Genomic DNA, 12,341 nt, shown 5'->3' on the forward strand with positions numbered 1-12,341 from the left:
AAAATCCGTCATATGTCCACTTCCCTCCGCTAGCATTATCTAGTGCAGGTTCAAGGGTTAAGGCGAACGCCTTTCTCAGCTAAAGCACCCCTAGTGTTTATCCAACTCTTATCGTTACATAGTCTAGTAAAGTAGTCAACTTCAATTTAGTAACTATTCTAGTAACAATCCGCAAACCTCTTGCATTTAATTGGTCATCTATGTAATATAATGACTAGCAGACCGGAATGGTATTTCGGTCATTTTAAAGGGAGTGTCTTCATGGATCGAAGAGAAGAAATTATATTGGCGGCTGAAAAATCATTTTCGATGTTTGGCTATAAAGCGACGACGATGGATCAGGTAGCGAAGATAGCGAATGTAGGAAAGGGTACGATCTATACGTTTTTCTCAAATAAAGAGGAATTATTTCATTCAATTGTGTGGAAAATGGTTGAAGAAATGAAAGATATCTCTGAACGGACAGCTATAGAAGGTGCGACTTTTCAAGAGAATGCCCATGCGCGTATTATGCAGTTGCTGAAATTTCGCGAGACGCATCAGTTATTCATTAAACTGATAGAAGAAGAGAAAGAGTTGCGCACACCTGCTGTAGGAGATGTGTTAACTACTATTGAGAAGGAAATAGTGAATTTCATTGCTGGAAAGATTGATCGCGGTGTCGCAAAAGGAGAATTGAAGCCATGTGACAGCGAGCTGATTGCATATCTTTTATTCAAATCTTATGTAGCACTAGTTAACGATTGGTCAAAAACGCATGACAAACAGCTGACGGAGAAGCAAATCACGGACGTGTTAAACAATACAATTTTCTCCAATTTATTAGTGTGACGTGCGAATGACGGAATATAGAGTGAGGGTTTATACTAGATGAATAAAATTTGGTTCATAGTCAGACGGGATCTCCGGAATATCTCCAAGAATAAAGCCGCGCTCATTGTCATTGCGGCGATTGCGTTTCTCCCTTCCCTTTATGCTTGGATGAACATCCTCGCTTCGTGGGATCCCTACTCCAATACGAAAGGCGTAGAAGTCGCGGTCGTCAGTGAAGACGTAGGTGCAAAAATCGAGGATAAGGAATTCAATGTCGGGGATGAAGTCATCGTCTCGCTGACCAAGAACGACGATCTAGGCTGGCAGTTTGTAACGAAAGATGAAGCGTTAAAAGGCGTGAAACACGGCGATTACTATGCTGCGATCATTATTCCGGAAGACTTCTCAGAGAATTTAAGCAGTATCGTAACCGATGATATTAAAAAGCCATCATTGGATTATTATATTAATGAAAAAATCAATGCAATTTCCCCGAAAGTAGCGGGCAAAGGCGCGTCTGCTATTGTAGAAAATATCGACAAAACATTCGTCGAACAAGCGAATGAAGCAGTCCTCAAAGTATTCAATAATCTCGGAGTAGAAATTGAAGGAAATCGAGTGAATATCGAAAAACTACGGGATTTAATTTATCAATTGGAATATGACATTCCTGAAATTTATTCGAAATTACAGATGGTAGATAAAGGCTTGGATTTTGCCGATTCATCTATTGATCGCGTAGATGTCGTGCTGGATGATGTCAATGCCGTGCATGCTAATGCGAAAAAGTTGAACGCACGCTTGATCAATAAGTTGCAAGAGAATGAAAAGGCTGTGGATCACACGTTGCGCGTCATTACGTCTAATTTGGAGAGTGCACAGACGGCATTTCGCAAAGTACCTAATTTAACGAGCGAGCTGTCAGGCAAAGGAGAAGACGTCGATCGTCTTGTCGAATCGCTACGTGATAAGCAAGGCAAGTTGGAAGATACGAATGCGCGTTTAGATGATATTTACGATTATTTGAAAAAACAAGATCAGAACCTTAAAGAATCTACAAACATTAAAGATTTGCAGAGTACTTTGAATGATAGCGTCACAGATTTAAACCGTCTGAAAAAGAATTTGGAAACGATCATTTCTACTTTGCAGAGCGGTAACAATCCAGCGACTGATTTAATTACGCAAACACAAGCGCTGTCTGACAAACTCGCTGAAGATATGGAAAAAATTAAAGGCAATTACGAAAATGTATTATCACCGCAAACTCAAAAGCTCATGAAGCAGTTGAATGAGCTTTCCGTAAATATGACGAGCATATTAAATCGCGCGACTGAAGTAAACAGCAATGCACAGAAAGTCGTTCAAAGCTTAATCGGTAAGCGTGAATCCATTGACTTCAGTAAATACCAGGAGCAATTCGACACTATGTCTACTGCGATAGAAAGTCAGATTGGTAAAATGGATACAGTCATTTCTGTTTTAGAAGCGGCAAGTAAAGTGACAGGCAGTGACAAACTTGACGGTTTGCAACAGAGATTCATCGCGTTACGGGATCAATTATCGTCGACCAAACAAGCCATTGATAAAGTGCAAGCCGCTATTACTAAAGGGGAGAAACCGAGCCTCGAGTTGTTGAATCAACTAAACGGACAGCTACAGGCAAGCCAGCAGAAGATTGTCGATGCACGCAATCAATTCGATACGAATAGCCAAAATGCAATTCAAGATGCTATGGAACAACTACAAACTTTCGATGAAGGACTTCGCGATCGGTTCAATGAACTTCAAGCCTCAAAAACAGAAATTGATGAGAAACTTGCTGGATTGCTAGAAACGACGGAAGATCCCAAGGTGACAATTGGTGTACTTCAAACGATGGTCGGCCGAATCGATAACGGACTTTCGGCAATTGGCTCCATCCAAAATGGATTAACGGATCTTGAGAAATTTATTAATTCGGATACACTGTCCAATGAAATCGAACGAATCAAAACGGTTCAAGACAGCCTGACATCTGCCCATTCATCAGTGGACGGCTTAGTGGGTCGAATCAATGAATCAAAAGCGAACGGCAAAAAGCATTTGGCTGAAGTCGATCGTGTATCGGGAGAATTGGATCGTTCAGTTGGAGAGGCTATCGATTTCGTCAATAGTGATTTGACGAGAAAGTATAAATCCGCGATCCGTGATGCAACGAATGCATTGTATGATGTATCTGACGTATTGGATGAAGTAAACGGACGGATTCCACGTCTGCGGACTGCGCTTGAAAAGGCAGAAGAAGGCGTGGCACTTGGCAAAAAAGATTTGGCGAAAGTGCAACAACACTTCCCAGAAGCACGAGACACAATTGAAAAGTTAGCAGAAAAGATCCGCAAGTTAGAAGAAGACGGAGACTTGGATAGATTATTGGATGTTCTTTCAACAGATCCGACAGGTGTCAGTAAGTTTCTTGCTGAACCCGTTGTCTTGAATGAACATGCGTTATATCCGATTCCAAACTACGGTTCAGCCATGAGCCCGTTCTACACGACACTTTCATTGTGGGTCGGTGCGTTGTTGATGGTGTCTACATTGAAAGTCGACATTCGAGAGAAGACACGATTTAAAAACTATCAAACCTATCTTGGACGATTGATTATCTTCGCTGGGATTGGCACAATTCAATCATTAATCGTCACGCTCGGTGAGTTATTCATCATGAATGTCTACGTCGTCAACAAGTTGCCATTTGTATTATTCGGTGTACTGATCAGCGTCGTATTCGTTACCATCGTCTACACACTCGTGTCTGTATTCGGTAACACCGGGAAAGTCATCGCGATCATTTTAATGGTCATGCAACTCGGTGCATCAGGGGGCACATTCCCCATCCAGATGGCGCCAGAATTCTTCCAACAGATTTCTGCCTTTATGCCATTCACGCATGCCATCACCTTATTGCGTGAATCTATTGGTGGGATAATCTGGGGAGTCGCGTTGAAACAAATTCTTTATTTACTTATCTATTTCGCATTGGCGTTAGGTGTTGGGCTTGGATTGAAGAAGTTTTTCAATAAGTCGAGCGATAAGTTTATGGAGAAGGCGAAGGAGAGCAATATTGTGATGTGATGGATAGATAGATAGAAAGACTGCGCTGGGGGTCATGTTAGTTGTGACGGCTTCTTGGTGCAGTCTTTTTTGTGGTTTGGGAGGTGGCGGGGGAGGGGGACGTAGTGGGAGTGGGTGTATGGGGACGGACCGCGCTATTCGGAGCGTAAACCGCGCGAAAGTTGAGGAAGACCGCGCTATTAGCAGTCTAGACCGCGCCAAAGTCATCCATCATCGCGCTATTGCCGCTTGAAACCGCGCCAAAGTCATGCCACATCGCGCTATTCAGCTACCTATCATTGAAAGTTCTACTTGTTTTGATGTCCCATACAAGTGTCACGTCATAAATGGCCAGCAAAAGTGAGAAAAGTTCACTAATTAGTAAGGTAAACGTAATTATTTTCATCAAATATGGCGTTACATGAATACATATCAAGTCAACTTTTCAATTTCATTACCCAAAATGCTAGTAGAATTGAAAAGTGCCCCTCAATTTAACACTGAAATTCAAAAAACACACAGATGTTCTCAAATGGTTACCTCCTTGTTATACTTATAGGAACAAAAAAGGGGGTAATTTGTATTGATTTATAAGCAAAGGAAAGTTCCTGAAATTTTAGTTGGTCAGCAATTGTTGCTAAAGAGGCTACGTCCTAACCATCCGAACTTCTTGAAGTTACAGAAGGACTGTTACAATAGCCAAGCTGGGTTTGGTGGAGAAAGAGATTTCGATTATCAGATGCGGGAGTTTAAACCAGATTATCCGTATGCCATTCTTCATGATCTATATCTTCAGCATGATCACGTATATTTTCAAATCGATTCGCTATTAATAACACCGAGTGCCATTATAGTTTTTGAAGTGAAAAACATGGCCGGTAAACTTTTCATTACACAGAATCCTACTCAGTTTATTAAAGAAGAGTTGAGTGGCAATCGTTTGGTATTGAAAAGTCCAATAGAAGAGTTGGAAAGAAAAAAGTATTTTTTGACACGGTGGTTGAAAGATCATGATATCGAGTTACCGCTTCTGGATTTTGTAGTTCTCGCTTATCAAAATGAACTTATTATCGAGAATTTGGCAACCGACAAAGTAGTGTTTGCTTATGAGGTACCCAATAGATTGAGGAGGTTGGAAAACCAACAAACTATTTTATCTAATGAAGAAATTCGTCAACTAGCTTATCAACTCAAAATTCAGCATCGGGTTTTTCATCCATTTCCCCTCCATAAGAAGTATGAAGTAAGTTTGTCTGATATACAGTCTGGTGTTTTTTGTACGTCTTGTCAGCACTCCCAAATGACTTGGCTGTCAAAAACGTGGAGATGCCTTCATTGTGGTCATCGTGATCTCAAAGCTCACTTTCCTGCACTACAAGATTGGTATTGTATTTTTGGACCCCATATAACAAATAACCAACTACGCCAATTCCTATCCATAAATAGTCGGCACACTGCTCGCCGTCTTCTGACTACACCAAATACTAGTGTTACTGGAAGCGGTCGCGCAGCAGTTTATCGTATTTCATCCGATATTCTCCTCACGAATGAATTCATCCATAGCTAAAAATTAATTATAAGTATCTTTTCTTCTGTGTAATGAACGTGGAAATAAGTATTCAGCCGCGCAATTAAGGCTGAAGATAGCGCTAAATTATGAGTTAATCGCGCCATGTTAAAGATGAAAAGCGCCATTAGGCACTAAGACCGCGCTACTGTTGAATAACACCGCGCCAAACTAGTCTAATACCGCGCTTTTATGCATAGTCGGCTCAACAAAAAGAGCAGTTCACCAATTCGAACCGCTCTTTCAATCTTCATTCTATTTACATCAAATCCCAAACCGTCTTGATAATCTCATCGCATTTCACAAATAGTGAACTCTCTAAAACAAATGTATGCAGAGTTCCATCTTTTAACTCAACCGTAATTCCATTCGGCACAATACCCAACACGTACGAAGAGTCAATATTATTGATGTCGGCAATATCGAATTCCAAAATATCTCTTTGGAAATGCATATTGCGTGGCTGGAAGATAAAACGCTGATTGGTGATAAATAAGTTTCCACTGACGTAATCTATACTTTTACGCAAGTCCACAGGTAATTCGTATTGAACTTTTTCGTTTTCTTGAGAATTCGTCATGCAGATCTCTCCTCTATGGATTTTATCTATGACTCTATTTTCATTTTACCTCTATAGATATGTATAGACAAGACATCTAGGTTTGCTTAGGCGCTCTATTGCCCGTGCTATCCGCTCAATCAATGTCCGCGCGCGCTCAATGTGTTGACCTAAGCGCTCTATGGCCTGCGCTACCCGCTCAATCCACGTCCGCGCGCGCTCAATGTGTTGATTTAAGCGCTCTATGGCCCGCGCTATCCGCTCATTCCACCCCAACACCCGCTCTATGACCCGCGCTATCCGCTCAATCCAAGTCCGCAAGCGCTCTATGGCCCGCGCCACCCGCTCAATCCACCCCAACACCCGCTCTATCTAACCCAATATTCGCTCAATAAACCACGCCCGAAGCCAAAATTACTTCTCTATTGACACTAAAAAACTCCGTCTGTTATCATTATGTGTAACCGGTACCACATAGAACAGAATGTAGGTGAAATAGTTGGCAAATATACGGGATGTGGCTAAAGCTGCTGGGGTTTCAGTAGCGACTGTTTCACGCTATTTAAATAATAAAGGATACATAAGTGAAGAGGCGAAACGCGTGATTGCACAGGCGGTTGAAGAGTTGAACTATCAGCCGAGTATGATTGCGCGTTCGCTTAGTACAAAACAATCTACGTTTATTGGCTTAATTGTTCCGGATATCGTCAATCCGTTTTTCCCGGAACTGGCGCGTGCGATTGAAGATGTTGCGTTGGCATACGGATATACGGTGATTTTGTGTAACTCGGATGAAGATTTGGAGAAGGAAATAAATTATGTGAAGACGCTGCAACAGAAATATGTGGCGGGTTTCATTGTCGCGACGAGTCATGCGGAAGCGGAACATTATATAGGGCTGGATATTCCCATTGTCGCAATTGACCGGAGAATTCATTCATCAATACCCTATATTGCGACGGATAACCGCGAAGGTGCTCGGATAGGAACGACGCATTTATTGGATAGCGGCTGTAAAAACATTCTTTGCATGCGGGGACCTTCCGGATTAGGTCCTGCAGATGATCGATTTGCTGGGTTCAATGATGCGGTGAAGGGGGAAAATATACATACACATATTATTGAATGTCCATTCCAGTTTGATGTAGCGGAGACCATGGTGAAAAAGGTATTGGCGGAAGTATCGATTGACGGAATTTTTGCGAGCAGTGATGTGACGGCAGCAGGCGCAATGAAAGCTGCGTATTCAGCAGGTATTCATGTACCGAGTCAGCTTCAAATCGTTGGATATGACGGAACGATGCTTGCGAGCCAATTAACACCAGGCTTGACGACGGTAGCGCAGGACTTGTATAGAATTGGTGCGATGGCAGCGCGGATGTTGATTAAATTAATTGAAGGGCAAGAGTTGACGGAGCGTGAAGTACTAATCCCGGCAGAGTTGCTTATTCGCCAAACAACGAGGAGTGAGGCATGATGATAACGGTAATTGGTAGCGCTAATATGGATTTGGTAGTGGGCACACAGAATTTCCCAGATCAAGGAGAGACGGTTCTTGGAAATGTGTTCGATACCGTGCCGGGTGGGAAAGGTGCGAATCAGGCAATTGCTGCGGCGCGACTTGGCAGTGAAACGCATATGGTAGCTTGCGTGGGAAATGATCTATTTGGAACGAGCATTGTGAAAAACCTTCAACAGAATAAAGTCGGCGTCACCGGTGTAGGTACTGTAGACGGAGCTTCGGGCATTGCGAATATATTGCTGTCAGAAGGAGATAATCGGATAATTGTCGTTCCGGGTGCCAATTCTTTGTTGATGCCGACTCATATTGACGAGATAGAAGACCTGATCAAGCGCAGTCAATTGGTCATGCTTCAACTTGAAATTCCGATACCTACTGTCATCTATACATTAGCAAAGTGCCAAGCGCTAGGAGTTCCCGTTATATTGAATCCAGCACCGGCAAGCGGGTTCGAACTTGACATGATGCCTTCCATTACCTATTTGACGCCGAATGAAACGGAATGTGAACAGATCTTCGGCATGGATATGGTCAGTGCATTAGAAAAGTATCCGAACCGTTTAATTATCACGCTGGGTAGTAACGGTGCACGATTCTTCGATGGAGAAAAACACGTCATCGTAGAAAGCTTTAAGACGAATGCTGTGGACACGACAGGCGCTGGTGATACGTTTAACGGAGCACTTGCACATGGCATTGTAGCCGGGATGGACTTGGAACGAGCAGTTCGTTTCGCGAATGCGGCAGCTTCACTTTCCGTAGAGAAGTTCGGCGCACAAGGTGGCATGCCTTCATTTGAAGAAGTGGAAGTGCGTTTGGAGGAAAGCCGATGAAAAAGCACGGCATGATCAATCGCGATATTGCGGCTGTGCTCGCTAAAATGGGTCACACCGATCAATTGACGATTGCAGACTGTGGTCTGCCGATTCCTGAAGGTGTTCCGTGCATCGATCTTTCTTACACACTAGGAAAACCAGGATTCACAGAGGTTTTATTGGAACTTATGAGAGACTTTCAAGCGGAAAAAGTATATATTGCAAGTGAAATAAAAGTGGAGAACCCTGCAGTGTATAGTGAAATAAAACGACTAGAATGCCAGATAGATGAGCTAACACATGATCAATTAAAAGAACAATCAAGACAATCGAAAGTTATTATTCGTACAGGAGAGGCGACACCTTATGCCAATATTATCGTACAGTCAGGCGTCATATTCTGAAAGTGGGTGTGCAGAAATGATTGCGATGAGCGGGATATCGAAAAGTTTCAATGGAAATAAAGTACTCGACAATGTGGAGTTTACTGTAGTCAAAGGAGAAATCCATGCGCTCATGGGAGAGAACGGTGCAGGGAAATCGACGATGATGAAGATTTTGACAGGGATTTATACGCGTGACGTAGGAGAGATCACGGTCAAAGGGAAAAAAGTAGAGTTCAAGAACGCCAAGGAAGCTGAAGCAGAGGGAATTGCGGTCATTCACCAAGAGCTTAATATTTTACCGGACTTGACAGTTGCCGAGAACTTTTATTTAGGTAAAGAAAAGACGTTCGGCAAAAGTGGGATTTTGAAGACGAAAGAAATGAATCGTCAAGCGGAAGAAACTTTATCGAAGCTAGGCTTGGATGTCGATGCACGCACGATCACTCGTGAATTATCCGTTGGTAAACAGCAGATTATTGAGATAGCGAAGGCGGTTTCTTCTAATGCTGAATTAATTATTATGGATGAGCCAACTGCAGCATTGACAGACCGTGAAATTGAAACGTTATTTAAAACCGTTCGAGCATTGCAAGCAGAAGGTGTTTCATTCGTTTATATCTCACACCGAATGGAAGAGATTTTCGCAATGTGCGACCGGATTACGATTTTACGAGATGGACAATACGTTGGTGTACGGAATATAAAAGACACGACGTTTGAAGAAATCGTACAGATGATGGTCGGACGTGAGCTGGGCGAACGATTCCCAGCGCGTGCATGTGAAATCGGAGATGTGAAGCTAAAAGTAGAAGGCCTCGCGCGTGGTGACCATTTTGAAGACATATCGTTTGAAGTGCGAAAAGGTGAAATTGTCGGTATTGCTGGATTGATGGGTGCGGGTCGTACGGAAGTGATTCAATCGATTTTCGGCTTTAAGAAACCGACTGCGGGTAAGATTTTCATTGATGGCAAGCAAGTGGTTATTTCTAATCCGTTGCAAGCGAAAAAGCTCGGCATCGGATATGTCACGGAGGATCGGAAATCGGAAGGGTTGATTCTTGATTTTTCGGTTCGGGAAAACATGTGCTTGACCAACTTCAAGCGGATTTCAAATTCAGGAGTCATTCAACGAACGAAAGAGAAGCAGTTGTATGACACGATGTCTAAACGTTTAGGCGTTCGTACATCTGGACCCGAACAGATTGTCAAGTCGTTGAGTGGCGGTAACCAGCAAAAGGTAGTCATCGCAAAATGGCTTGGAATTGAGCCCGATATTCTGTTTTTGGATGAACCGACAAGAGGTGTCGACGTTGGGGCGAAGAAAGAAATTTACAGCATCATCAATGAATTGGCTGAGCGTGGAGTCGCAATTGTGATGATTTCGTCTGAATTACCGGAAGTAATCGGTATGGCAGACCGCGTGCTCGTCATGCACGAAGGCCAGTTGATGGCAGATATACCGAAAGAAGAAATGACACAAGAACGAATTATGCATTTTGCAACAGGAGGTGACAAAGTTGTCCAAGACTAATATGAAATCGTCATTACAGAAATTAGGACCGGTTATCGGCTTACTATTGATCGTAGTTATTATTTCAATCATGAGTCCGAGTTTTTTAACGATGAACAACTTGTTCAACGTATTGCGTCAAGTTTCCATTAACGCATTGATTGCGTTCGGGATGACGTTTGTTATTTTGACCGGTGGAATTGATTTATCAGTTGGATCGATTCTCGCGTTAACCGGTGCCGTGACCGCGGGTATGATGTCAGGCGGCATGGATCCAATTCTAGCCATGCTACTCGGCGTATTACTAGGTGTGCTACTCGGTGCAATTAACGGTTTAATTATTGCGAAAGGAAAGGTCGCACCATTTATCGCGACACTCGCGACGATGACGATTTTCCGCGGATTGACTTTAGTTTATACTGAAGGCCGTCCGATTTCAGGACTTGGCGATTCATTTACATTCCAAATGCTCGGAAAAGGATATATTTTCGGTATTCCAGTTCCGGTCATCACGATGGCCATCTCCTTTGCAGTGCTGTACTTTATATTGAAGAAAACGACATTCGGACGCCGTGTGTATGCCGTCGGTGGTAATGAAGAAGCGTCACGTCTTTCCGGAATTAATGTAGACCGGGTGAAGATTTATGTCTATTCATTAGCAGGCGGTCTGACAGCCATTGCGGCATTAATTTTGACATCGCGCTTAAACTCGGCACAGCCTACAGCGGGTAATATGTTTGAACTCGATGCGATTGCGGCCGTTGTACTAGGTGGGACAAGCTTGACTGGTGGTCGCGGATGGATTGTTGGCACATTGATTGGTGCTTTGATTATAGGTGTTTTAAATAATGGGTTGAATTTGATCGGTGTTTCCTCTTTCTTCCAACAGGTTGTAAAGGGTGCAGTAATATTAATCGCAGTACTCTTAGATCGCAAAAAAACAGCATAAGGAGATGTGAATGTAATGAAAACTATCAAATGGTTACTACTTATGGCAGTCGTTCTCGTATTGGCTGCTTGTTCATTGGATCAACCCGGCTCGAAATCTTCATCAGATGAAAAAGGCAAGGTTGGAAAAGAAAGCGACAAGGCATATAAAATCGGTCTTTCCATATCGACACTAAACAATCCATTCTTCGTGACACTGAGTGAAGGTGTGAAGGAACAGGCGAAGGAATCTGGATCAGAAGTAATCGTTGTCGATGCACAAGATGATGCGTCTAAACAAGCGAGTGACGTGGAAGATTTAATTCAACAAGGTGTAGATTTATTGATTATCAACCCTACAGATTCTGAAGCAGTTGTCTCTGCAGTACAATCGGCAAACAGTTCCAACGTTCCGGTTATCACGGTAGACCGTAGAGCAGAAGGTGGAGAAGTGGTTTCCCACATCGCCTCTGATAATAAAGCGGGCGGTGTGTTAGCTGGAGAATACATGATGGAGTTACTTGGCGAAGATAACCCGAAAGTGGCAGAGCTTGAAGGCATCTCAGGTTCATCCGCGGCACGTGACCGAGGAGCGGGCTTTAACGAAGCGGTAGACGGCAAAGTAAATATCGTGACGAAACAAACAGCGAACTTTAACCGTGCAGAAGGTTTAACGGTAATGGAAAATATTTTACAATCGAATCCAGACATCCAAGGCGTATTCGCGCATAATGATGAGATGGCGTTGGGCGCATTAGAAGCCATTAAGTCAGCTGGTAAGGACATCGTAATTATTGGATTCGACGCAACAGACGACGCGGTCAAATCTGTCAAAGATGGTAAGTTGTCCGCCACGGTCGCACAGAAGCCCGAGGAAATTGGGACGAAGGCAATGGATGCAGCAGTAGCCATACTTAACGGTGAAGAGGTAGACGCAGATATTCCTGTTGATTTGGAATTAATTAAAGAGTAAATGCGAGTTTTAGTTTGAGGGAGCTCTCTGGCCAAGTTTTTTTGGCTGGGGAGTTTTTTTGTGTTTTTTGAGGGGGTGTTGGATGGGGATAGAGCGAGTACCCCGTGAGATAGAGCGTTCGCGGTCCTCTCTAGAGCGGATAACTCGTAAGATAGAGCGATCACGTGCCCTGATAG

General features: G+C 43.1%; 10 protein-coding genes and 1 riboswitch. Of the genes, 9 read left to right on the top strand and 1 reads right to left on the bottom strand.

All coding sequences use genetic code 11. The features are described from left to right. Positions 1–4: 4 nt before the first annotated feature. Positions 5–102, bottom strand: a riboswitch (TPP riboswitch). Between the two features lie 159 nt (positions 103–261). The 3 genes from CSV77_RS06010 (at position 262) to CSV77_RS06020 (ending at position 5,473) form a co-directional block, all read left to right on the top strand. Further along, positions 262–831 carry a TetR/AcrR family transcriptional regulator gene (locus CSV77_RS06010; protein ID WP_099672700.1) on the top strand — a complete coding sequence of 190 codons (570 nt, stop codon included), beginning with the start codon at positions 262–264 and terminating at the stop codon, positions 829–831. Positions 832–870: 39 nt separating this feature from the next. Beyond that, positions 871–3,927: a YhgE/Pip domain-containing protein gene (locus CSV77_RS06015; RefSeq protein ID WP_099672701.1), complete on the top strand. Its 3,057-nt coding sequence runs from the start codon at positions 871–873 to the stop codon at positions 3,925–3,927. 562 nt (positions 3,928–4,489) lie between these two features. Continuing rightward, positions 4,490–5,473, top strand: coding sequence for a nuclease-related domain-containing protein (locus CSV77_RS06020; RefSeq protein ID WP_099672702.1), 984 nt, complete (start codon positions 4,490–4,492; stop codon positions 5,471–5,473). Positions 5,474–5,732: 259 nt separating this feature from the next. Here CSV77_RS06020 and CSV77_RS06025 read toward each other — a convergent pair whose 3' ends face one another. After that, a complete protein-coding gene (locus CSV77_RS06025; RefSeq protein ID WP_099672703.1) occupies positions 5,733–6,053 on the bottom strand; it encodes a GRAM domain-containing protein in 321 nt (106 codons plus the stop codon). Positions 6,054–6,531: 478 nt separating this feature from the next. On the opposite strand from CSV77_RS06025, the gene CSV77_RS06035 reads away from it, so the two are divergent. From CSV77_RS06035 to rbsB, 6 genes are read left to right on the top strand one after another with little or no spacing between them, the layout of a single operon-like run. Further along, complete coding sequence (locus CSV77_RS06035; RefSeq protein ID WP_099672705.1) at positions 6,532–7,509, top strand: LacI family DNA-binding transcriptional regulator; 978 nt, start codon at positions 6,532–6,534, stop codon at positions 7,507–7,509. After that, the gene (gene rbsK / locus CSV77_RS06040) at positions 7,509–8,387 is read left to right on the top strand and encodes a ribokinase (RefSeq protein ID WP_099672706.1); all 879 of its coding nucleotides are present in this window, start codon (positions 7,509–7,511) and stop codon (positions 8,385–8,387) included. The genes CSV77_RS06035 and rbsK overlap by 1 nt, the downstream gene beginning before the upstream one ends. After that, positions 8,384–8,773, top strand: coding sequence for a D-ribose pyranase (gene rbsD / locus CSV77_RS06045; RefSeq protein ID WP_099672707.1), 390 nt, complete (start codon positions 8,384–8,386; stop codon positions 8,771–8,773). The genes rbsK and rbsD overlap by 4 nt, the downstream gene beginning before the upstream one ends. Before the next feature lie 16 nt (positions 8,774–8,789). Then, a complete protein-coding gene (locus tag CSV77_RS06050) occupies positions 8,790–10,286 on the top strand; it encodes a sugar ABC transporter ATP-binding protein (protein WP_099672804.1) in 1,497 nt (498 codons plus the stop codon). After that, positions 10,273–11,214, top strand: a complete 942-nt coding sequence (gene rbsC, locus CSV77_RS06055; protein ID WP_099632244.1) for a ribose ABC transporter permease — start codon at positions 10,273–10,275, stop codon at positions 11,212–11,214. The genes CSV77_RS06050 and rbsC overlap by 14 nt, the downstream gene beginning before the upstream one ends. 15 nt (positions 11,215–11,229) lie before the next feature. Further along, positions 11,230–12,165 (top strand): ribose ABC transporter substrate-binding protein RbsB, encoded by a 936-nt coding sequence (rbsB, locus tag CSV77_RS06060; protein WP_099672708.1) that lies wholly within the window; start codon positions 11,230–11,232, stop codon positions 12,163–12,165. Positions 12,166–12,341: the final 176 nt, after the last annotated feature.

It is taken from the genome of Sporosarcina sp. P16b, assembly GCF_002743065.1.
Classification (GTDB): Bacteria; Bacillota; Bacilli; order Bacillales_A; family Planococcaceae; genus Sporosarcina.

What these genes read in the sequence shown, in the direction of transcription:
- CSV77_RS06025 (WP_099672703.1), bottom strand. Translation starts at nt 6,053, where the DNA reads ATGACGAATTCTCAAGAAAACGAAAAAGTTCAATACGAATTACCTGTG.
- rbsK (WP_099672706.1), top strand. Translation starts at nt 7,509, where the DNA reads ATGATAACGGTAATTGGTAGCGCTAATATGGATTTGGTAGTGGGCACA.
- CSV77_RS06050 (WP_099672804.1), top strand. Translation starts at nt 8,790, where the DNA reads ATGATTGCGATGAGCGGGATATCGAAAAGTTTCAATGGAAATAAAGTA.
- rbsB (WP_099672708.1), top strand. Translation starts at nt 11,230, where the DNA reads ATGAAAACTATCAAATGGTTACTACTTATGGCAGTCGTTCTCGTATTG.
- CSV77_RS06015 (WP_099672701.1), top strand. Translation starts at nt 871, where the DNA reads ATGAATAAAATTTGGTTCATAGTCAGACGGGATCTCCGGAATATCTCC.
- rbsD (WP_099672707.1), top strand. Translation starts at nt 8,384, where the DNA reads ATGAAAAAGCACGGCATGATCAATCGCGATATTGCGGCTGTGCTCGCT.
- CSV77_RS06010 (WP_099672700.1), top strand. Translation starts at nt 262, where the DNA reads ATGGATCGAAGAGAAGAAATTATATTGGCGGCTGAAAAATCATTTTCG.